Annotated in this window: 22 protein-coding genes and 1 other RNA gene; 4 read left to right on the forward strand and 19 right to left on the reverse strand. The window is 48.5% G+C overall.

Translation table 11 applies throughout. The features are described 5' to 3' along the window. Window positions 1–11: 11 nt before the first annotated feature. From Q7Q81_RS07270 to Q7Q81_RS07285, 4 genes are all read left to right on the forward strand, one after another. Window positions 12–509, forward strand: coding sequence for a hypothetical protein (locus tag Q7Q81_RS07270; RefSeq protein ID WP_304274900.1), 498 nt, complete (start codon window positions 12–14; stop codon window positions 507–509). 269 nt (window positions 510–778) lie between these two features. Continuing rightward, entirely contained in the window at window positions 779–2,395 is a 1,617-nt protein-coding gene (locus tag Q7Q81_RS07275) for a carbon starvation CstA family protein (protein ID WP_304274903.1), read from the forward strand. A gap of 133 nt (window positions 2,396–2,528) precedes the next feature. Then, window positions 2,529–2,774, forward strand: coding sequence for a type II toxin-antitoxin system HicA family toxin (locus Q7Q81_RS07280; protein WP_304274905.1), 246 nt, complete (start codon window positions 2,529–2,531; stop codon window positions 2,772–2,774). Window positions 2,775–2,780: 6 nt separating this feature from the next. Next, complete coding sequence (locus Q7Q81_RS07285; RefSeq protein WP_303712884.1) at window positions 2,781–3,155, forward strand: type II toxin-antitoxin system HicB family antitoxin; 375 nt, start codon at window positions 2,781–2,783, stop codon at window positions 3,153–3,155. A 119-nt stretch (window positions 3,156–3,274) separates the two neighbouring features. Here the strand turns inward: Q7Q81_RS07285 and codY are convergent, their stop codons facing one another. The 19 genes from codY to rnpB all read right to left on the reverse strand — a co-directional run bounded on the left by codY (window position 3,275) and on the right by rnpB (window position 21,547). Continuing rightward, window positions 3,275–4,048, reverse strand: coding sequence for a GTP-sensing pleiotropic transcriptional regulator CodY (gene codY, locus Q7Q81_RS07290; protein WP_087942288.1), 774 nt, complete (start codon window positions 4,046–4,048; stop codon window positions 3,275–3,277). A gap of 19 nt (window positions 4,049–4,067) precedes the next feature. Further along, complete coding sequence (gene xerC / locus Q7Q81_RS07295; RefSeq protein ID WP_304274908.1) at window positions 4,068–4,976, reverse strand: tyrosine recombinase XerC; 909 nt, start codon at window positions 4,974–4,976, stop codon at window positions 4,068–4,070. A 288-nt stretch (window positions 4,977–5,264) separates the two neighbouring features. Beyond that, on the reverse strand, window positions 5,265–5,894 hold the full coding sequence (locus Q7Q81_RS07300; RefSeq protein WP_303680375.1) for a precorrin-8X methylmutase: 630 nt from the start codon (window positions 5,892–5,894) through the stop codon (window positions 5,265–5,267). A gap of 44 nt (window positions 5,895–5,938) precedes the next feature. Continuing rightward, a complete protein-coding gene (locus Q7Q81_RS07305) occupies window positions 5,939–6,469 on the reverse strand; it encodes a cob(I)yrinic acid a,c-diamide adenosyltransferase (RefSeq protein ID WP_009144621.1) in 531 nt (176 codons plus the stop codon). Then, on the reverse strand, window positions 6,470–8,002 hold the full coding sequence (locus tag Q7Q81_RS07310; protein ID WP_304274911.1) for a cobyric acid synthase: 1,533 nt from the start codon (window positions 8,000–8,002) through the stop codon (window positions 6,470–6,472). Window position 8,003: 1 nt separating this feature from the next. Beyond that, on the reverse strand, window positions 8,004–9,131 hold the full coding sequence (locus tag Q7Q81_RS07315; protein ID WP_304274913.1) for a hypothetical protein: 1,128 nt from the start codon (window positions 9,129–9,131) through the stop codon (window positions 8,004–8,006). After that, window positions 9,116–10,198, reverse strand: a complete 1,083-nt coding sequence (locus Q7Q81_RS07320) for a pyridoxal phosphate-dependent aminotransferase (protein ID WP_304274916.1) — start codon at window positions 10,196–10,198, stop codon at window positions 9,116–9,118. Before Q7Q81_RS07320 ends, Q7Q81_RS07315 begins: the two co-directional genes overlap by 16 nt. Window positions 10,199–10,210: 12 nt before the next feature. Beyond that, window positions 10,211–11,179 carry an adenosylcobinamide-phosphate synthase CbiB gene (gene cbiB, locus Q7Q81_RS07325; RefSeq protein WP_293810109.1) on the reverse strand — a complete coding sequence of 323 codons (969 nt, stop codon included), beginning with the start codon at window positions 11,177–11,179 and terminating at the stop codon, window positions 10,211–10,213. Between the two features lie 36 nt (window positions 11,180–11,215). Continuing rightward, window positions 11,216–12,577 (reverse strand): cobyrinate a,c-diamide synthase, encoded by a 1,362-nt coding sequence (locus Q7Q81_RS07330; RefSeq protein WP_304274920.1) that lies wholly within the window; start codon window positions 12,575–12,577, stop codon window positions 11,216–11,218. Window position 12,578: 1 nt separating this feature from the next. Next, window positions 12,579–13,802, reverse strand: a complete 1,224-nt coding sequence (gene cbiE, locus Q7Q81_RS07335) for a precorrin-6y C5,15-methyltransferase (decarboxylating) subunit CbiE (RefSeq protein WP_304274923.1) — start codon at window positions 13,800–13,802, stop codon at window positions 12,579–12,581. Window positions 13,803–13,829: 27 nt separating this feature from the next. Continuing rightward, window positions 13,830–14,594 carry a precorrin-6A reductase gene (gene cobK, locus Q7Q81_RS07340; protein ID WP_293810115.1) on the reverse strand — a complete coding sequence of 255 codons (765 nt, stop codon included), beginning with the start codon at window positions 14,592–14,594 and terminating at the stop codon, window positions 13,830–13,832. Then, window positions 14,591–15,322, reverse strand: coding sequence for a precorrin-3B C(17)-methyltransferase (cobJ, locus tag Q7Q81_RS07345; RefSeq protein WP_009144629.1), 732 nt, complete (start codon window positions 15,320–15,322; stop codon window positions 14,591–14,593). The genes cobK and cobJ overlap by 4 nt, the downstream gene beginning before the upstream one ends. 12 nt (window positions 15,323–15,334) lie before the next feature. Beyond that, the gene (locus Q7Q81_RS07350) at window positions 15,335–16,402 is read right to left on the reverse strand and encodes a cobalt-precorrin 5A hydrolase (protein ID WP_304274927.1); all 1,068 of its coding nucleotides are present in this window, start codon (window positions 16,400–16,402) and stop codon (window positions 15,335–15,337) included. Between the two features lie 3 nt (window positions 16,403–16,405). Next, the gene (gene cobM, locus Q7Q81_RS07355) at window positions 16,406–17,191 is read right to left on the reverse strand and encodes a precorrin-4 C(11)-methyltransferase (RefSeq protein ID WP_210684391.1); all 786 of its coding nucleotides are present in this window, start codon (window positions 17,189–17,191) and stop codon (window positions 16,406–16,408) included. Beyond that, the gene (gene cobI / locus Q7Q81_RS07360; RefSeq protein ID WP_021720833.1) at window positions 17,191–17,892 is read right to left on the reverse strand and encodes a precorrin-2 C(20)-methyltransferase; all 702 of its coding nucleotides are present in this window, start codon (window positions 17,890–17,892) and stop codon (window positions 17,191–17,193) included. The genes cobM and cobI overlap by 1 nt, the downstream gene beginning before the upstream one ends. 4 nt (window positions 17,893–17,896) lie before the next feature. Further along, complete coding sequence (gene cbiD / locus Q7Q81_RS07365; protein WP_304274930.1) at window positions 17,897–19,033, reverse strand: cobalt-precorrin-5B (C(1))-methyltransferase CbiD; 1,137 nt, start codon at window positions 19,031–19,033, stop codon at window positions 17,897–17,899. A gap of 357 nt (window positions 19,034–19,390) precedes the next feature. After that, complete coding sequence (locus Q7Q81_RS07370; protein WP_044484760.1) at window positions 19,391–20,023, reverse strand: C40 family peptidase; 633 nt, start codon at window positions 20,021–20,023, stop codon at window positions 19,391–19,393. Window positions 20,024–20,148: 125 nt separating this feature from the next. Continuing rightward, a complete protein-coding gene (locus Q7Q81_RS07375) occupies window positions 20,149–21,108 on the reverse strand; it encodes a glycosyltransferase family 2 protein (RefSeq protein WP_304274933.1) in 960 nt (319 codons plus the stop codon). An 86-nt stretch (window positions 21,109–21,194) separates the two neighbouring features. Continuing rightward, window positions 21,195–21,547, reverse strand: an RNA gene (rnpB, locus tag Q7Q81_RS07380) — RNase P RNA component class A. Window positions 21,548–21,588 lie beyond the last annotated feature (41 nt).

The following is a 21,588-nucleotide window of genomic DNA, read 5'->3' on the forward strand; positions in this document are numbered from 1 at the left end:
AGTAAGCAATAATGAACGGACAGGAATATTTACAGCAATTGGAGCAGCGTCTTGCTCACTATTACGATAAGAAGCCTTTGCCGAAGGCTCCGGCGTTCGTCCTGGCGGCAGAGCTGAACGCTGCGGACGAAGGCTATTTCATCATACCTAATTTAAAGACCTACAGTGTGCAGCACAACGAATATCTTTATGCAGCACGCTTCGACAAGCAGCTCACTGCAGAAACGGCTGCGCCCTATCTGCAGTTCACCAAGGAAGCTATGGCGGCGCTCAAAACCACTACCGAGCACATGAGCAGCATCTATGCCCTCGTGCTTATCTGTGAAGAAGGCATTGAGGAAAAGGCTTTGGCTGACCTGCAGAAGCTCAAGCAGCACAAGGACTACTGCTTCACCCTGAAGGGCTGGTCTGACCTGGCTTTATATATTGTAGATATCCCAGCGCAGAGGCTTTATTGCAACAAAGCAGGCGCTAAGGAAAAGGCGCTCTTTGAGTTTGCCAAAGCTTAATGCTTGTCGCTTCACACTAGACAAGTTATTCCTCCAAGGAAAAAATAAATCGTATACAGCTGTTATGTATTTGCACATTCTGTACAAATCTTAACAGCTTTTTCCTTTTTTTAAGTTAATAAATAATTCTGTGACAATTCGTTGACATTAGAAGCAAATGTGTTATACTATTTCTATGTTGCACACGAGATATAGAGTGCACTAGTAGTTATTATTTTCTAAATTATTTATTTTGCAATGATGCAAAAGGGAAAGAAAGGATGTTATTTATGAGTGGTTTATTGTTGCTTGTAGGCTCAATGGTTATCTTCTTTGTTGCCTACGTAACCTATGGTTCCTGGCTGTGTAAAAAGTGGGGTGTTGACCCTACCCGTAAAACTCCGGCTGAGAAATTGTGCGATAACGTCGACTATATGCCGACCAGGCCCGCTGTATTGATGGGCCATCACTTCTCCTCCATTGCCGGTGCCGGTCCTATCGTTGGTCCTATCACCGCTGCTGTATTCGGTTGGGTTCCTGTAATGCTGTGGATTTTAATCGGCAGCATCTTCTTCGGCGGCGTGCACGACTTTGGTGCTCTGTACTCCTCCATCCGTTTTGACGGCAAAACTATCGGCCAGATTATCGATGCAACTCTGGGCAAGAGCGGTAAGTTCCTCTTCTCCATTTTCGCATATGTAACTCTGCTGGTTGTTATCGCTGCTTTCGCTAACATCGTAGCCGCAACCTTCGTAGCAAGCCCGCAGGCTGCAACCGCTTCTCTGCTGTTCATCGTGCTGGCTGTTATCTTCGGCTTCTCTGTATATCGCTGTGGCCTGAGCCTCGGCGTAGGCACCGTTATCGGTGTTATCATGCTGGTTGTTGCAATTGCTATCGGCAACATGTATCCGCTGCACCTGTCCAAAAACGTATGGGTTTGCATCCTGATGGTTTACATCTTCGTTGCTTCCATCGCTCCTGTCTGGATTCTGCTGCAACCGCGTGACTATCTGAACTCCTTCCTGCTGTATGCCTGCATCGCATTCGCTCTGGTTGGTATCGCAATTTATCAGCCTTCCATGCAGCTGCCGGCATTCACCACCTTTGATCCTTCCGGCAAAGGCACCAACCCGATGTTCCCGATGCTGTTCGTAACCGTTGCCTGCGGTGCTATCAGTGGCTTCCACTCCCTGGTATCCTCCGGTACTACCTCCAAACAGCTCGATAGCGAAGGCAATGCTAAGCTCATCGGCTACGGCTCCATGCTGCTTGAAGGCGTTCTGGCTGTAGTTGCAGTTGTTGCTGTTGGCTATGTTGGCGGCGACAAGCTGACCGAGCTGCTGAAAAACGGTGGCCCTGTAAACGTATTTGCTGATGGCGTTGGTACCTTCATGACCAAGCTTGGCTTCTCCTTCGGCGTAGCTAAAGGCTTCGTTGCTCTGACCATCTCCGCTTTCGCTATGACTACTCTGGATACCGCAACCCGTCTGGGCCGCTTTATTTTCCAGGAGCTGTTCACTAAGGTTGATCCGAAAACCGGCGAAGCTCAAGGCAATGTTCTCACCAACCCGTTTGTTGCTACTCTGATTACCGTTGTACTGTCCGGTTATATGTCCCTTGGTTCCTACCTCACCATCTGGCCGATTTTCGGTGCTGCTAACCAGCTGTTGGCTGCCCTCTCCCTGTTGGCTGTCGGTGTATGGCTGAAGAGCGTTGGCCGTGACAACCTGATGGTTCTCATCCCGATGGCATTTATGTTCTGTGTAACTTTGGTTGCATTGGCACAAATCATCTTCGCTAACATGGCAACTCATATCATTACCGCTGCATTGGGTTCTGTACTCTTCATCCTGGCAATTGCACTGTTCCTGGAATCAAGAAAGTATCTCTTCGGTGGTGCAAAATAACCAAATATGCTCTAAGCATTAAACACTGAAGGTGTTCAATGGCTGTTACGAATTTCGTAATGAAGTACGTAACAGCCATTTTTTTGTTGATATTTTATACTATATATAGTATCATAAAGAAAGAAGGTATATTATGACATCCCTCGAGAAAAAACTCCTCGCTCTGGCCAACGGCAGGGATTTGCCTTGGGACCAGACCATAGCTCTTTTAGAAAAGTTAGGAGCCGAAGTTAAACCGCCTACTGGTGGTGGTAGTCATTTTAAAATTCGTTATTCAGACAGGCAATCTTTGAGCATCCCAGTCCATAATGGGAAAATCAAAAAAGTCTATGCTCGTATTATTGCAAATTTAATTGATGATATTCAGAAAGGAGAGTGATTTAACATGAAAAAAGATTTAAATTACTACTTATCTTTAAATTATGCTTCTGAAATCAGCGTTATTCCCGAAGATGAAGGCGGCGGCTATCTCGCCTGCATTCCACTGCTCCCTGGTTGTATGACCGATGGTGAAACAGTCGAAGAAGCTTATACAAATCTGCAGGATGCTAAACGTGAATGGATTATTGATATGCTCGACCGCGGTTTGCCCATCAACGAGCCAAATATGAAGCCTCGCTTCAGCGGCAGGTTCGTAGTGCGTGTACCTAAAACACTGCACCGCCTGCTGGCCGAAGAATCAGAACGTGAGGGCATCAGCCTGAACCAGTTCGTCAACAACTCACTGGCCTTTGTTGTTGGCCAAAAGCTTGCACACTAAAAAAGCAGCTCCTCGATACTACCGTATCGGGGAGCTTTAACTTCCATAAGAAAAGCCAGTCTGCCGCAACTACAGTTACAACAGACTGGCTTCATTATATATATAATTTATCAAAAAACTTAGGATCTCTTCTTCAGTTCTTCAAACAGCATCGGATTCAGTACGCGGATATAGGTGCCCTTCATGCCCAAGGATTTGGTTTCAATCAGGCCGGCGCTTTCAAATTTACGCAGTGCGTTAACGATAACGGAACGGGTAATACCTACGCGGTCAGCAATCTTCGAAGCAACCAGCAGGCCTTCGTTGCCATTCAGCTCGCCCATAATGTTTACAATAGCTTCCAGCTCGGAATAGGACAAGGTAGAGAAAGCAACCTGTACAGTAGCCTTCTTGCGGATTTCTTCGGAAACAACTGCTTCGCGGTCATGCAGAATTTCAACCCCCAAAACAGTAGCAGCATATTCAGCCAACAGCAAATCATCATCATCGAATTCCGCATCATATTTAGCAACAATCAAGGTACCAAGGCGTTCGCCATTGCCGTAAATAGGTACAACAGTAGTCATCTTACCGTTAAAAATGCATTTTGTATCAGCAACAAAGGAGCAGTTCTGATTCTGATGAGGAATGTTGGCCAGCGTTTCCTTAACGCTCATAATAAAGCCCAGATAATCCTCAGGGAAACGCATATCGTCAAGAACCTGCTCACGCATAATATCGCATTCAAACTCGTGAATCAGCGCATAACCCTTTACGCCGCCTTTACGGCCGACAATATAGGTGTTTGCTTCAATAACGTCACGCAACAACTTTGCAATAGCGTTAAACTCAACCTTATCTCCTTTTTGTAAAAGCTTGTTAATCTTTCTGGTCTTTTCCAACAATTTCATGATTTTACCCTCCTAAAAAAAATTATGCTCTTGGATGAGTCTTCTTGTAAACATTCGTCACATGTTCATTTGAAACGTGCGTATAAATTTGCGTTGTTGATAAATTCGCATGTCCTAAAAGCTCCTGTACCGAACGCAAATCGGCACCATGCTCTAAAAGATGCGTTGCGAAGGAATGGCGTATAGTATGCGGACTGACATTTTTATGGATAGCCAGCATATTTATATATTTCTCTAAAATACGCCTTACACTGCGGTCCGTGAGCCTACCACCACGGTTATTGACGAAAATGAAGTCATGCTCCTGCTGATATTGAAGCATCAGCTGCTGTCGTACATGGTAATATGTGCTTAACGCAGCACAGCAGGTGTGGCCTACCGGCACAACCCTTTCCTTATTACCCTTGCCGAGCAAAAGCACAAACCGGTTGCTCAGGTCTACTCTTTCCAGAGTAAGCCCTACCAGCTCAGATACACGGCAGCCGGTAGCATAAAGCATCTCCAGCACCGCCTGATCACGAACACCCAATACCTTACTTTTATCTGGCATCGCCAACAGCTCGTTGATTTCAATTTCGTCTAAAAAAGCCGGCAGCTTTTTTTCCAACTTTGGCGTGCGCACCTTTGTCAGCGGACTATACTCAATAACCGCTTCACGCACAAGGTATTTAAAAAAGGAACGCAGTGCAGATATCCTGCGGGCAATCGTCCTGCGCGCATACTGCTTTTCATTAAGCTCTGCGAGATAGCCACGCACATCCAAAGGACCTGTCTGCTGCCAGAAAAAATTCTGCTTGTTTCTGCGCAACATAAACTCCGCAAAGGCAGCCAAATCCTTTTGATAGCTTTCAATCGTATGCTGAGAACAATTTTTTTCAACCTCCAGATAAGTTAAAAACCTTTCCGGATAGTTATTAACTGTAGTGTCCATAATCTAAAAATACCTTCATTTTATTTTATCACACAAAACCGTAAGAATCAAGCTAATATTGCTATTCTTTCTAATTTTCTAACAGCTTTGCAACGCTTGAAAAAAACAGTGCTAAAAAAGCACTGTTTCATCAATGAATCAGTAGTCATACGTTACAGAATTTATCCTATAACATATAAACTGATTTGTCAAGTAATTGAAAATGATTTTACTATTTTGTCAAAATTTGGCTCTGAAATTGTATCTTTAGCTACGATTTCAGCTATAATCATTCTTAATTACTTACAATTATTTACGTGTCAGCTTATAGATAAGCGCATTGCAAATTGCTGCGGCAACGTTGCTGCCACCCTTGCGGCCGCGGGCAACGATATAAGGAATACCGGTCTTCATGATGATTTCCTTGGATTCCACAACATTTACAAAGCCTACAGGAACGCCGATAACCAGCTCCGGTTTAATCTTGCCTTCCTTAACCAGCTCGTCCAGACGAACCAGCGCAGTCGGTGCGTTGCCTACAGCAATAATTACCGGGCCTTCGATGGTGCAGGCCTTTTCCATGCAGGCAGCGGCTCTGGTGGAGCCTGCTTCCTTAGCGCGTGCTGCAACATCGGGATCTGCCATGAAGCAGACGGCCTTTGCGCCCAGCTTGCCCAGGCCCATTTTGTTGATGCCGGTGCAGGCCATGTTGGTATCGGTAACGATGGTAGCACCCTTTTGCAGTGCAGCCAGCGCCTTCTCTACTACGCCGTCGGAGAACAGCATATTGCGGGCATAATCAAAATCAGCGGAGGTATGGATAACACGCTTAACGATATCAATTTTCTCCTCATCAATATGAATTTGGCCTAATTCCTCGCCAATAATTTCCATACTACGTTTTTCAATGTCAGCGGGTAAAACATTTTGTAAATGCATTATTTTACACTACCTTTCTTAACATATGCTACAAGGCCGAAGCCTTATTTTTCAATGCCTACACGCGCCGGAATACCTCTTTTGAAGGGATGCTTGCGCATGCAGACTTCAGATACATAATCAGCCAGCTCCACCAGCTCAGGCGCCGGATTACGGCCTGTCATAACAACCTCCAGCTCCTGCGGCTTGTTCTTCAGAAACTCTACTAAAGCAGCCTGGTCAAAAACGCCGGTGTTGCAGGCACCGATGATTTCGTCGAAAATCAGCAGATCGATATGCTCGTTGGCACATTTTTGCTTAACCTTGTCGAAAAGCACCATGTGCTCGCGCTTAACCTCAGCTTTTTCCTCATCGTTCATCTGGAAGGTGAATTTCTTGGTTTCTTTGCCGCGCATTACCTCAATATTCGGCAGCAGTGCCAGGCTCGCAAGCTCGCCTGTCGGTCTGCTTTTGAGGAACTGCACTATCAGCACATGGTTGCCATGGCCTGCGCAGCGGATTGACAAGCCCATAGCAGCGGTAGTTTTTCCCTTGCCATCGCCACAGTAAATATGAATCAGTCCACCGTCTTTCATTTAGACACCTGCTTCCAAAATCTCATAAATTTTCTTCATATCCAGGTTTTCACGGATGCTGTCGGCAAGAATATCATATTGCTGACGTTTATATTCCGCAAAGTTGATGGTCTGGATATCCTCCATCTTTTTACCCTTCTTGGCCAGCAGCGCTTCCACAATCTTCACGGCAATGCCATCGCCGTCAAAGACGCCGTGTACATAGGTACCGTAAACATTGAGCTTGCCCTCGGTGTTCTGAGAGCCCTCGGCCATAATTTCACCGTTTTCGTGAATCGGGCTGATAGAGGTCAGTGCCTTCTCATCAGGGAATTCGGTCACGCCGGAGTGAATCTCATAGCCATAAAGCGGCAGACCGCTCAGTGCGGAGAAGATGCCCTGCACCTGACCGAATTTGCCGGCCATCTGGATGGTACGTTTCTTTTCGATAAAGGTTGTTTCGATGTCCAGCAGGCACATGCCGGGAGTAACGTTAGCCTTGCCTGTGCCGTCCTCTTCGCCGTACGGGTCGGAAATCTGCTTGCCCAGCATCTGATAACCGCCGCAGACACCGAACACTACGGTACCGCTGTTAGCATGCTTCAAAATAGCAGCCTCCATACCGCTCTGGCGCAGCCATTTCAGGTCGCCGGTGGTATTTTTGGTACCGGGGATAATAATCATATCCGGCTGGCCCAGCTCGCGTACACTTGTTACATAGCGCAGGGATACGCCGGGAATCAGCTCGAATACATTGAAGTCTGTATAGTTAGACATACGCGGAATACGTACAACCGCAATATCAATCAGCTTAACCTCGCTGCGGCCGCTGATACGCTCGGAAAGGCTGTCCTCATCCTCGATATCAACCTTCAGCATCGGCAGCACGCCTACGATAGGCACGCCTGTTTTATCTTCGATCATCTTCAGGCCGGGGCGCAGGATTTCTACGTCACCGCGGAACTTGTTGATGATAACACCCTTAACCATGGCTCTTTCGTCGTCCTCCAGCAGCATCAGTGTGCCGTAGATGGAAGCGAAAACACCGCCACGGTCAATATCTGCTACCAGCAGCACGGGAGCCTTAGCCATTTTAGCCATGCCCATGTTGACAAAATCGTCCTTTTTGATGTTGATTTCCGCCGGGCTGCCTGCACCCTCGATGCAGACGATATCGAATTTGGAAGCCAGCGTATCAAACGCCTTCTGTACCTCCGGGCGCAAGGTATGCTTCATTGCATAATATTCGCCGGCCTTCATGGTACCGATTGCTTCGCCGTTGACAATAACCTGGGAACCGCTGTCGCTGGTAGGCTTCAGCAGAATAGGATTCATCAGTACGCTTGGTTCGATATTGGCTGCTTCAGCCTGCACAACCTGCGCACGTCCCATTTCCGCACCCTCGGCGGTGATAAAGGAATTCAGCGCCATGTTCTGGGATTTGAACGGTGCTACCTTGTAGCCATCCTGATTGAATACACGGCATAAACCTGCTGTTACCAGGCTCTTGCCTGCATTTGACATGGTACCTACTATCATAAGTGCTTTTGCCACTTTAATCACTCTCTTTCATCAAAAAGTCCAGTATGTCACGGTAGCTTTGCAGCCGGATACTGTGACCTGTGGTATTAAGATAGCCTGCAATCACAGGCGTGCAGCCGTCACCGTGCTTACCTGTTACCGAACTGGTAACGTGGTCGCCGCAGATGACGAGCTTCAGTGGTTCATGATACTTTGCTGCTATTGTCTGTAAAAACTGGGTATCTATTCTGCTGATAAAATCAGCCTTGCCCTGATAATCATAACGGTGGGCAGCCTCGTCACTGCCGTTGAAATGCGCAATAACGAAATCATCCTGCTGCAGCATAGCAAGTGTTGCTTCGGCCTTCGCCATAATATCAGTGTCCACATCGCCGGTTGCATTCGGCGGTGTTATTACATCCATGCCCAAGGCTTTGGCAATGCCGATGACAATCTCCGCCTTGCACACTGCCCCGCCGCGCAGTCCGTGCAGACCGCTGAAGGAAGGCAGTCCCTGACGGGCTGAAGGGCCCCAGGGATAGAGGATGTACTGCAGGCCGTTGCGGGCAAAGGGCTGCAGCCGTTTTGCCGCCTCCTGCAAAAAATAGTTAATGGACAGAGATTGGCTACGCAGCTCCTGCAGCAGCTTGCTTACATCCTCGCCTACACTTTCGTGCGGCGGCTGTACTGTGCAGTCCAGCACGTTTGCTTCCCTGTTCATCACTAAAAGATTACGGTATTCGGATAAATGAATAAACTCTATATCTTTAAGGATACCGTCACATTGTTTGGCAGCTTGGTGCATCTCCAGCGGCGTAAGCCCCTGCCCGTTAAAGGCAGCAAGACGGCCGGATGCATCAACAGCAGCCAGATTGCAGCGCAGCACCATTTCATATTCGGAAATATCACGATTGTGCGCCAACAGCTCCAGATAAGCACGGTTGTGCGGTATATCCTTTTTATCTACACCCAGAAGCCGCAGAATACAGCTGCAGCTTTCGGGAATGATGTCATTTTCACATATGCTGAGGCTCCCAAGTGTCCCGGAAGCAGCCAGCGCATCCATCGCAGGATGCACTGCGTGCTCAAAGGGAGTCTGTCCCTGCCATGCAGGAATCGGGGAATCGCCTAAGCCATCAATTAATACTAATAAAGAGCGCATGTTTTTATTGCTTCCTTAAGTGCTTTAATTAGACCGCGGTTCTGCACTCTCGTTTTGACCGCGATACGGTAATAGCCTGCCTGCAGATTGTGGTAGTTGGCGCATGAACGTATCAGATAGCCACGCTCATGCAACAGCTCCGGAAGATTTTCCGGCTGCGGCAGATAAAAGAAAATATAGTTGGCCTCCGAGCCGTATACCTTGGCACCCAAAGCCGCAAGTTGGTTACGCAGATAGCTGCGCTCCTGCTCAATCAGCTTAAAGGATTTAGCCAGATATTCGTGCTCCTTTAAAGCAGCCTTGCCTGCCTCCTGCGCCAGAATGGAAACGTTCCAGTCCTGACCGCTCTGATGCAGCGATGTGTTCAGCTCACTGCTGCCGCTGAGGCAGTAGCCTAAGCGAATGCCGGGCATCGCAAAGGTTTTCGTGAAGGCCTTAAGGATAACCAGTTCAGGATAGGTCGCCAGCAGATCACGCATGCTGAAGGCCTTTTCCTCACTGACAAAATCCATAAAGCATTCATCTATCAAAAGATGGGCTCCTACCAGACGGCATTTGTCGAGAATCTGCACCAGCAGCTCACGGCTCGTCAGCTGGCCGGTAGGATTATTGGGATTACAGATAACAACCAGATCTGTATCGGGCGTAATCGCATCGACAATATCATTGTCAGCAGCAAAATCACGCGCCTCCTGCAGATTATAATAGCTTATTTTGCAGTCTACCGTACGCAGAGCCTTTTCGTAATCGACAAAGGTAGGTGCCAATAATAGTGCACGTCCGGGCTTCAAGGCCAGCGCCAGACGGAACAGCACATCGGCCGCACCGTTACCGAAGAAAATATACTCCTGTGGCAGCTGCAGATAGCTTGCGGTCACCTCTGCCAGCTCGCGGCAGAAGGGATCAGGATAGTTGATACAAAGCTTTAAAGCCTGTTGAACGGCCTGCTTTATACCAAGCGGCAGGCCAAGAGGATTGATATTGGCAGAATAATCTACAAAGGGACGACCATCCTTGGTCAGCTTTTCCGTATAGATATCTCCGCCGTGTTCGTATTTATACATCATCTTCTACCTGCTTCATTTCAAAATAAGACTGTTAACCAGATAAATCAGAGAAAACAGCAACAGGCTGAGAACAGCCGTCATATAAAGTAAATTGTTGGTGGTAACTATATCCTCGGGGCACACCGGACGGATGTCGTCGCCGATTGTTTCCTTATGAACGAGTTTACCGAAATAAAAATGATCGCCGCCGAGCTGGATGTTCAAGGCACCGGCCGTAACTGATTCCGTCATTGCGGAATTAGGACTGAGATGATGATAGCGGTCGCGCCAGAATGTCTTCCACGCTCTCTTGGCATCAAGATTAAGGAAATAAGATGCCACAATCATTACCAGTCCGGTAATACGCGCGGGAATCAGATTGGCCAAATCATCAAGCTTGGCAGCACAGCGTCCAAAATAAAGATACGTGTCATTTTTATAACCGACCATGGAATCCATAGTATTGATGCCTTTATACAAAAAGGCCAGAGGAGCGCCGCCGATAAACATATAGAACATCGGAGCGATGATGCCGTCGGCAGTATTTTCCGCAACGGTTTCTACTGCACCCTTAGTCACCTCTGCAGCATCAAGTTCTTTTGTATCACGCCCAACGATCCATGAGAGCTTCAGTCTTGCATCCACAAGATCGTTATCCTTCAGGGCAGTGTATACCTTCATGCTTTCGTCACGCAGACATTTTGTAGCAAAGATCTGGTAGCACATAACGGTTTCCAGAGCAAAACGTAGCCAGGGGTTAACCTGTTCCGCCAACGTCAGCACAGCAAACGGCACGGCAAAGGTAAGAACCAGAACGATTATTACCATCAAGGCACCGCCGAGCAGTAATGCTGTCTCGCCGGGAGCAAGCATACGCCGCAGTTTTTTATCCAGAAATCCTATTAAATTGCCAATTAAGCAGATTGGATGCGGCAACCAATGCGGGTCACCGAAAATCAAATCTAAAATAAAACCTGCTACAATTGCGCCTAAGGTCATCATCTAAGCAAACTCCCCTTTTCAGCAGTCTGTCGACTGCTATTTAGCAGCATACGCTGCACATTGTTTGATAAAGTTGCGGGCAAATTCAGGATTGCCCCACAGGTGGATGTGCGGATAACCGGCATAAAGCGTCGGCGTAGTATTCGCGCATTCCCAGCTGCCGCGACCGGAAGCCTTGGCAGCTATAAAGCTTGCACCATTGTTGGTGCTGTCGGAGTAATGGAACTCGTGTCCGTTTATCGTACCGCCGGCAGGACACAGCAGATTATCCTGCTGCGCCGTCAGATGCACATATCCGAAGCGCGTCAGCTTTTTGGTCATGGCCGATTCGCCCTTCAGCGCACCTACCCAGCTATACAGCTTATCGCCATCACGATAATGCTCCAGCAGATACATGAAGCCGCCGCATTCTGCAAAACAAGGCATACCGCCGTCGATAGCGGTTTTAAGCTCCTGCAGCAGCGTTTTGTTATCCGCTAATTGCTGTGCGTAAAGCTCGGGATAGCCTCCGCCCAATACAAGGCCGCTGATGTTCTCCGGGAGATGCGCATCAGCTATCGGGCTGAAGGGTACGAGCTCCGCACCCAGCTCAGCTAAGAGGTCAAGTGCGTCCTGATAATAGAAACAGAAGGCTTTGTCCATAGCGACTGCCACACGCATACGTCCGACGGGTTCAAGGCTTACCTCGTCATATGCAAGCGGTGCGGCTTGAGCCGCTACCTGCAGCAGGCCGTCCAAATCGACTGATTTGGCTGCCTGAGCTGCCAACTTGGCAACTATCTGCTGCAAATCTCCTATTTCCTCGGCTGTAACCAGGCCTAAATGACGGCTTTCAAAGTTACAATCCTGCATCACCGGGAAGTAGCCTAACAGCTTCACACCGGTTTCGCGTTCAATTACATCCTTATAGAAAAGATAGCTCATAGGATTAACATTGTTCAGAATAGCGCCGACAATATGGCTGTCACTGCGGAATTCCTTAAAGCCCTTGATTGTAGCAGCAATGGATAAGGCGGCTCCCTTGCCGTTGACAACCAATACTACCGGAACATCGCAGGTGCAGGCTAGCTCGTAAGCACTGGCTTCCGTGGTTTTACCCATACCGTCGTAAAAGCCCATCGCACCTTCAAAGACAGCTACATCCGCATGGCGTGCATTTTTTGCCACCAAATAACGGCTCGTAGCCTGCCCCAGCATGAACAGATCCAGATTGCGGGATTTTGCTCCGATAACACGGGAATGGAACATCGGGTCAATATAATCAGGTCCTGATTTGAAGGCTGCCACAGACAGCCCTTTTTCCATCAGCGCCTTCAGCAGGCCGCAGACGATAGTTGTCTTGCCGCTGCCGCTGCCGGGAGCACTGATCATAAAACGTGGAACTTTTACTTCAGCCATGTTAATCTTCCTTCTTCAATGCAGTCATTACATATACAGGGTTTTGTGCCATCATCAGGTTGTAGCTGCCCAAATGCTTGCTGCGCGCTACAAACACATTGACGATTTCCAGACTGTAAGCAGGATGCTCCTTATAATAAGCAGCAACCTCAGCCAAGGTTTCTACCGTAATAGCATTGATAACAACACGGCATTCACTGTTCTTGGCATAAATTACATCCAGCATTTCACACAAGTCACCGCCGCTGCCGCCTACGAAAACACAATCGGGAGCAGGCATGGCTTTAATGTTTTCCAAAGCCTCACCGGCAATAACCTCCAGATTGTCAACGCCAAACAAGTCCTTGTTCTTTCCGAGGAGCTCAACGGCAACAGGATTGCGCTCAAAGGCCCAGACCTTACCCTGATTGGCCAGCAGAGCCAACTCAATGGAGCAGGAGCCTGTACCGGCGCCGATGTCATAAATCAAATCTGTAGCCTTCGGCTGCAGCTTGGACATAGATACGCTGCGTACCTCCTGTTTGGTCATGGGCACCTTGCTGCGTTGGAACAGGTCATCGGCAAGGCCGTGTACGGTAGAGGTAAAGCTCTGCGCATCCTCGTTCAAAATCATCATTACGGACAAGGACGGGAAATCCAAGGCACTAATTTCTTCCGCCGTACCGCTGGTGATTTTTTCTTCGGGATACGAAAGGTTTTCACCTACATAGACCTGAACCTGACCAAGACCATGCTCACACAGCTGTGCGCACAGCTTTTGCGGAGAATTTTCTCCGCCGGTCAAAGAAAATACTTTTTTGTTGCGGGCAACTGCCGCTACCAGGTTTTGTTTGCGTCCGTGCATGCTGACGATTTTGGCGTCATCCCAGGACAGCTGCAGCTTAGAGGAAAAATACACCAGGCTGCTGATGCCGCAGTAGCGGACACATTCACAATCCGGCAGCTTACCGCTGATGGTTTTGGCGAGGCTGAAAAAGCCTACATCGCCGGAAACCAGCACCGCCAGCACATCCTTATCAGGCTGTGCCTGCGCTGCAATCTCAGCAATAGCAGCAGTTTTGATTGTATCATATACAGTTTTGCTGCTGTCTGCAAAAGCAGCCAGCATGCGTTTGTCACCAATCAGGATATTACTTGAAGCAATAGCCTGACGTGCTTCGCCGGTCAGCAAATCGGGGTTACCGGGGCCGATACCGACGATGTTTACGCGCAATTTTTGCGACATAGGAAGCAAGCCTCCTTTTTATTTATATCAATTACCGGCAGCAAAATGCTGCTTTAGGTAATCAACAATCTCACTATAGCCGGCACCGGTTTCCTCCTGTGCACGGCCGATGACTATCAGCTTGGCGCCAGCAGCAGCCGCTGCCTCCACCTTTTCATCAAAGCCGCCGACAGCACCGGAATCCTTGGTCACCATAAACTTGCTGCCATACTTTTTCAGCATAGCGACATTCAGCTCCTTGCTGAACGGTCCCTGCATGCAGATAATATGCGCAGGCTTGTAACCAAGCTTCAAGGCAATCTGCAGGCTGCTTTCCAAGGGCAGGATACGCAAAACGATACGCTCGGCGTAATCATGCACAGCGGTGAAGTCCGGCAGATTCTTGCTTCCGGTAGTCAGGAAGATGCCGCCGTCCAGATGATTCAGAAGCTCAACTGCTTCCGCAAAATCGTGAACGGTAATATAATCGCCGCCCTCGCCCGACGGACGCACCAAGCGCAGATATTCAACCTGCTCGGTGCTGCAGGCCTCCTGCACCGTTGCCGTAACAACGGTAGCATAAGGATGCGTAGCGTCGATAACGCAGGCAGGACGATGCTCCTGAATAAAGGCACGCATAGCTGCAAGGTCCATACGCTCTGCCATGACGGTCATTCCCGGCTGCGGCTCAATCAAAGACGCACCGTAATCCGTAGCAACAGAAACATACAGCTCCACCGGCAGCTTAGCCAGCTCCTTAATCAGGCGACGTCCCTCACTGGTACCGCCAATAAGCCAGATTACCGGTTTCATGCCAGCTTGTAACCACGCGGGGTTACCATACGGCCATTGATTACTTCGGTCTGGGTGTTGCCGATAATAACGGTAGAGAACATATCTACCTGTTTATCGCGCAGCTCTGCCAGAGTAGTCAGTTCAAAGTCCTGACCATCGCGGCCGATGTTGCGTACAATGCCTGCAGGAATAGTACCAGGCTGATTTTTCAGCATGATATCGCAAGCCTTTTGCAGGTAATCATGACGCTTGTGGCTGGAAGGGTTATACAGGCAGATGCAGAAATCACCTTTGGAAGCGCAGTCAAGACGCTTCTCGATTTTTTCCCACGGAGTCAGCAAATCGCTGAGGGAAATCAGGCAGAAGTCGCTGATTAAAGGTGCACCCAATACAGCAGCGCCGGAGCATGCTGCGGTAATGCCTGGAACAACCTCGATTTCAATTTCGGGATGATCCTTGGCAACCTGGCACATAATGCCGGCCATGCCGTAAACACCTGCGTCACCGCTGGAAATCATAGCAACAGTTTTGCCCTTCAGAGCTTCATCCAAAGCCAGCTTGCAGCGGTCAACCTCTTTACGCATACCGTTGGAGAGGAATTCCTTCTCCTTGAAATCTTCCTTAATCAGGTTAACGTATACATTGTAGCCTGCAATAACATCGCAGGACTTCAGTGCGTCGTAAGCTCTTTTGGTCATTTGCTCTACGCCGCCGGGGCCAAGGCCCACAACAAATAATTTACCCATTATCTCGTCTCCTTAATCAGTCTTCAATCCGGTTCTGGTAAAATCCAAAACCAGGTTTTCGGCTGCAACAGCCAGAGTTACACCATTCAGACTTGTCTTGCGCAGCAGCAGCCTGCCGCCCTTACTGTCTTTTACAGCACTGCGCTCGCATACGTTGCTTACACCAACTACGCTCTGCACAAAGGCCGACGGCGTGAAATCGCCTGCTACGCTGTTCAATTCATCAGCTGAATAGAAATTAGCAGCAAAGTTATATTTTTTGGCAAAGGCCAGTAAACCCTGCTCGTCTTTTTTCAAATCTACGCTTGCGATTGCCACAACAGAACGCTTGTCCAGCTGCAGCTTTTCCAGCTCCGGCAGCACCAGAGCTTCAATATTTTCCAAAGGCGTATTGCGGCGGCAGCCTATTCCCAGATGCACAATCTTAGGAAGCAGGCGCACCGTAGTAGCAAACGGCTGCAAATGCTTTTGCAGTGTAACAGCCATTCCGACAGGCAAGCTGCTGTCCTCTGCTACCAGCTTGGGCAACGAACCTGTAAGCTGAAATTCCTTATCATAATACAGGCCTACTCTTTCATCACCCACCAGTGCTGCGGCAAAATCCTTGGCTGCTGCCAAAGAGCACAGCACCATGCGGTTGCGGGCCGCCCATTCGTCAACAGCGAAAAGGCCGTTGACATCCGTCGCTGTGGTCACGCAGGCAGTTGCGCCTAGCGCTGCCGCCAGACAACGCGAAAGCTCATTGGCTCCGCCGATGTGACCTGCCAGCAGCGGGATAACAAAGCTGCCGCGCTCATCTACCGAAATAACCGCAGGGTCCGTCAGCTTGCTTTTAATAAAGGGTGCGATAGTACGCACCGCAATACCCACAGCGCCGACGTATACCAACGCCTGACATTTGTTGAAAACAGCTGCGCAGGCACCGTTATGGTCCGGCAGCATCGGGGAAATACCCGTCTGCTCCGCATACTTCGCTACAGTCTGCAGTTCCGTTTCATAACCGATGCTGTGCAGATATTCGGCAACTTTTTTGCTCAGCTCCGCGCCACGCGCCGAAAAGGAAAATATAGCCGCGCGCATAGCTTATTTAACCTCGGGCTTAACGTCCAGTTTAGTCGGGTCTGCTTCACGGAAGCCGTGAGCGAAGGTCGGGTTGTACAGCTCGCTGCGGTCGTAAGCGTTGCCCAGGAAGCCGCCGACGGTAATCAGCGCAGTTTTGTTGATGCCGTATTTAGCAGCGTTTTCTGCCAGGGTACCAACGGTGCAGCGGATAACCTTTTCATCCGGCCAGGATGCTTTGTAAACAATAGCAGCCGGAGTATCGTTTCTGTAACCGCCTCTTACGAGCTCGGTTTGCAGTTTTTCCAGCATACCGCTGCTCAGGAAGATAACCATGGTTGCCTTGTGGGCAGCATAATCGGCAATCTTCTGATGGCTCGGAACCGGAGTACGGCCTTCCATACGGGTGATAATAACAGATTGGCTTACATTCGGCAGAGTGTATTCAGCCTTCAGGCAAGCAGCAGCAGCGCAGAAGGAGCTTACGCCAGGAACAACCTCGTAGTCAAGGTTGTAGCTGCGCAGCAGGTCAATCTGCTCGCGATGTGCACCGTAAACGCTGGGGTCGCCGGTGTGCAGACGTACAACCAGTTGGCCGGCCTGAGCGGCGGGAACCATAGCAGCGATAACCTCTTCCAAGGTCATGGTTGCACTGTTCATAATAGTACATTCCGGTTTGCAGTATTTCAGCAGTTCCGGGTTAACAAGGGAGCCTGCGTAAATAACCAGGTCAGCCTTTTCCAAAAGCTCTTTACCTTTTACAGTAATTAAATCAGCTGCACCGGGACCAGCACCAATAAAATAGATCATTATTCATCAAACTCCTTTTCTTTAACCAATATTACAGAGAAATAGCTGCTCTTAGGATCTACTTCTTCAAGGTTACGATAGATTTTTTCACCCGGCAGGCCGCATCTTTCAACCATACCGGAATTTTTAATGAGCTTACGCTCGCGCAGCTCGTCAACTACACGGCCGATTTCACTTGCGGATTTCATCAGCACCTTGTTGCCGGGGCCGTCCAGAAATGCTGCGGACTGTTTATAGCTGCCGGGAAGAACAATCAGCGGTTCCGCTCTTTCGCACAGGGAAGTATTCAGCTTAGCTGCAACAGCGCAGATAGAGGTTACGCCTGCAACCAGCTCTGCATCATAGCCATCCTTCAGCACCAGCTTATGAACGTAAATGCAGGTTGCATATACGGTAGGACAGCCAAGAGTGATGAACACAACGTTTTTGCCTTCATCAAGCAGCTTTTCAATAGCATCGGCACCCTCGCGGTGTGCCTTGTCCATTGCTGCCATGTCCTTAGTCATAGGCATATAAATAATAAGCTGGGGTTTTGCATCAAGATCTACTACGTGATTAACGATTTCCTTAGCCGTCATTACGTCGGTATCTCCCTTAGGCAATGCAACAACGTCACATTCCTTCAACAGGCGTACAGCCTTCAGGGTCATTAATTCCGGGTCTCCGGGACCGATACCAACACTATAAAGTTTGCCTCTCATTCTCTCATACTCCTTTTTGCTTATGTAGCTGGATTAATTCGTCTGCGTACTTGGTCTTGCCCAAAATGCCATAGACATTGGAAAACATCAAAGCAGCCGTTTTTATTTTGCCATGCACTCTATGCTGCATGTAAAAATCAATTTTTTCCGTAACCTTGTCCATTACAGGCTCAAAAATTTGCTCCCGTTTCAGAACCTTGGTCACCTCATCGGTAGTAAGGCAGCCGTAAATTTCACGTCCTACCTCCACCGAAGCTCCGTGGAACATCGCCTCCAAAGCAAATAGCTCCGTGCGGCAGTCCGCGTACTTGGAATGTGTATTCATTACGCCCTGCGCCACCTTCACAAGCTTACCTGAATGGCCGATAAGCAGCAAGGTTTCAAAGCCGCAGTAAACGGCGTAATCCAAAAGCTCACCTACAAAGTTACTGCAGGTAACATGACCGTCAAGGTCAAGCTTCATTTCATCGCGGGTAAAGTCCTCGCCGTAGTTGCCAAAGAACACCAGCAGATTTTTATTACCGCGTGCCTTCTGCGCTCTGATTTCCACATACATCGTTTCAATCAGCGCCTTTTCACTCATCGGCTCTACAATGCCGCTTGTTCCTAAAACCGACAAACCGCCGATAATACCAAGACGGGGGTTGAAGGTTTTCTTGGCAATTTCTACACCTGCGGGAATAGAAATCGTCAGCTTCATGCCACCGTTATAACCGGCAGCCTCCATAGCCTTGCCAACCTCCTGCGTAATCATTTTGCGCGGCGTGGGATTGATCGCCGGTCCGCCGACAGCACACGCCAAACCGGGCTTGGTCACCCTGCCTACGCCTACGCCGCCCTCCAGCTCAACACCACTGCCGTCAGTCATTTCGGCTCTGGCATAAACCAGTACACCGTTAGTATCATCAGGATCGTCACCGGAATCCTTGCGGATTGCGCAGCTGACGTAATCCGGAGTCATCTCTACATCCAAAGGCTCAAGGTCAAGCACAATACCCTTGGGAGTGTCAATGCGCACAGTTTCAACGCGCTCGCCTGTCAGCAGCATTGTTGCTGCTGCCTTAGATGCGGCCGTTGCACAGCTGCCGGTAGTATAACCACAACGCAAAACCTTTCCTTGCGAAAACTGATATTCTTCCAAAGTGCAGCTCCTTCACAATTAATTTTCCCATATGGTAGGGATTATCAATAATAAAAAAAGACTTCTGCCGAATCCGACAAAAGCCATAAAGACAGAATTAACTAATGACAATTATTCCATGCAATTAGCAAACCCAACTGCCTCCATCACCCGTGGATTCAGAATAAAGCATGGGCTGACTGCTGACTTAGACACAAGGCCTTCACAGCGGCGGGACCGTCAGGAGTTAACCATCTTGTCAATTAAGAATGAATCACCCACACCAATAACCTGTTTTATTATATCATAAATAAATAAAATTTCCAATACTTTGCATAAGAAAAAGCAGATAAGCCGAAGCCTATCTGCTTGAAACTCTTAGAGAACACGGCAAGCGCCGTAATAACGTGCGCCCCAATAGCCGGTGAATGCGGAAGAAACAGTTACGCCGGTGCTGGTGCCTGCATGAATGAAGTTGCCGTCGCCAACATAAATACCAACATGAGAAGCACCCGGTTCATATGTGGAAAAGAAAATCAAATCGCCAGGACGAAGCTGGCTCATGGAAATCTGACGGCCGGAGTAGAACTGGCTGTCAGCCATACGCGGCAGATATACACCTGCTCTGGCAAATGCATATTGAGTAAAGCCGGAGCAGTCGAAACCATAAGGAGTAGTTCCGCCAAATACATATGGGGTACCGATGACACTGTAAGCAGAACGCAGTACGTTGCGTACAACGGAATTGCTACGGTTAGGAGGCATCTCCCTGTTCATCAGCGCTCTATAGGTAGCTGACCCTACAATACCATCAACCTCTAATCCTTTATCAGCTTGGAAGTTTTTAACAGCTCTTTCAGTTTCAGGACCGAAATCACCATCTATATTATTAATAGAATAACTTAATTCTACCAATCTCTTTTGAATTGCCACTACTTCCTGCCCATCGTCTCCACGTTGGAAGGAAGCTAAAGCTGTTACAGCACAGCTTAAACTAAACAAAACTGTCATACAGAAAACTAATACTTTGCGTTTGACCACTGGCACCTACATCCTTTCTTCTTTTCTAAGACATACTTATTATACCACAAAATATCGTTTCTGTAAAATCCTAATTTGTTATAATATTAATGCGCTTATTTTGCTTTATTATCGTTTATTTTGTTACATTTTTGCAGGTGGCGCGCCACTAAATATAGTGGTCTATGCTTGATTTCTTCAAAGATACGCCCAATATATTCGCCAAGGATACCTATCCCTACAAGCTGAATTCCTCCAAGAAACAAAACACTGACTGTAGTAGTTGCCCACCCCGGAACGGCATCCTTGGTCACAAATTTCACATAAAAAACATGGCCCAAAAGCAGAATACTGCACATACCGAAAACAATACCGATGTAAAAAGCCCAGCGCAAAGGCAGGTTGGAAAAGGCCGTAATACCGTCAAGTGCAAAGTGCAGCATCTTGTGCAGATTAAATTTGGAGCGGCCCGCAAAGCGCGGCGGTGCTACAAATTCCACTACAGCAACGTGAAAGCCGAGTGTATTTACTAGACCGCGTATAAAGCGCGCACGCTCACGATACAACTTGAAGGCATCAACCGCAATCCTGTCCATCAGACGGAAGTCACTGCCGCCGGGAGTAATTTCTACTTTAGATAAAGTGTTGATAATCTTATAGTAGGCTGCAGATGTCAGGTTCTTGAAAAAGCCTGCATCCTCCGTAGCAATGCGCTTAGTCTGCACAATCTCATTGCCAGCTTCCCAAAGGCGCAAAAGCTCCGGAATCAGCTCTGGCGGATGCTGCAAATCACCATCCATGGTGATAACCGCATCACCGTCGGCATGATCAAGGCCACAGGTAAGCGCCATCTGGTGGCCGTAGTTACGGCTCAAAAGATAGGCCTCTACATGCTCGTCCTGCGCCGCCAGCTCCGCCAGAATCAGCGCGCTGCTGTCACGCGAACCGTCATCGACAAATATAATATTGTAATCATAGGCTTCCTGCTGCATAACAGCGGTAGCATGCTTGTGAAATTCGTGCAGGTTATCTTCTTCATTAAATACCGGCACTACCAAAGAAACTTTTTTCTTCATTATATTACACCACTTATTCTTCTGCCAAAAAATCTGCTCAAATAAAATCAGACAAAAAAGGCTGCCATCAGGCAGCCGTTTTGCAAGGTATGAGTACTCAATAAGCCGAGTTCTGTTCCGCGAAGCGGTGATGATCATTTATCTAGTCTTACAGTTACCTGCAAGCTCAAGCGACACAACCCGGAAGGCTCAGCGGGCAGCTTCATCCCTCCCCTATTTGGTCTTGCTCCGGATGGGGTTTACCTAGCCGGCCTGTTACCAGACCGCTGGTGCGCTCTTACCGCACCGTTCCACCCTTACCTGCAAATGCAGGCGGTACACATTTCTGTGGCACTATCCCTGAGGTCACCCTCGCCGGACGTTATCCGGCATCCTGCCCTGTGGAGCTCGGACTTTCCTCATCTGGCTTAAAGCCAGCCGCGATCATCTTTCGTACTCAACTGTAGATTTTAGCATATTTATTCCGCTTAGTCAATAGCA

This window comes from Phascolarctobacterium succinatutens, assembly GCF_958453765.1.
Lineage (GTDB): Bacteria > Bacillota > Negativicutes > Acidaminococcales > Acidaminococcaceae > Phascolarctobacterium_A > Phascolarctobacterium_A succinatutens_B.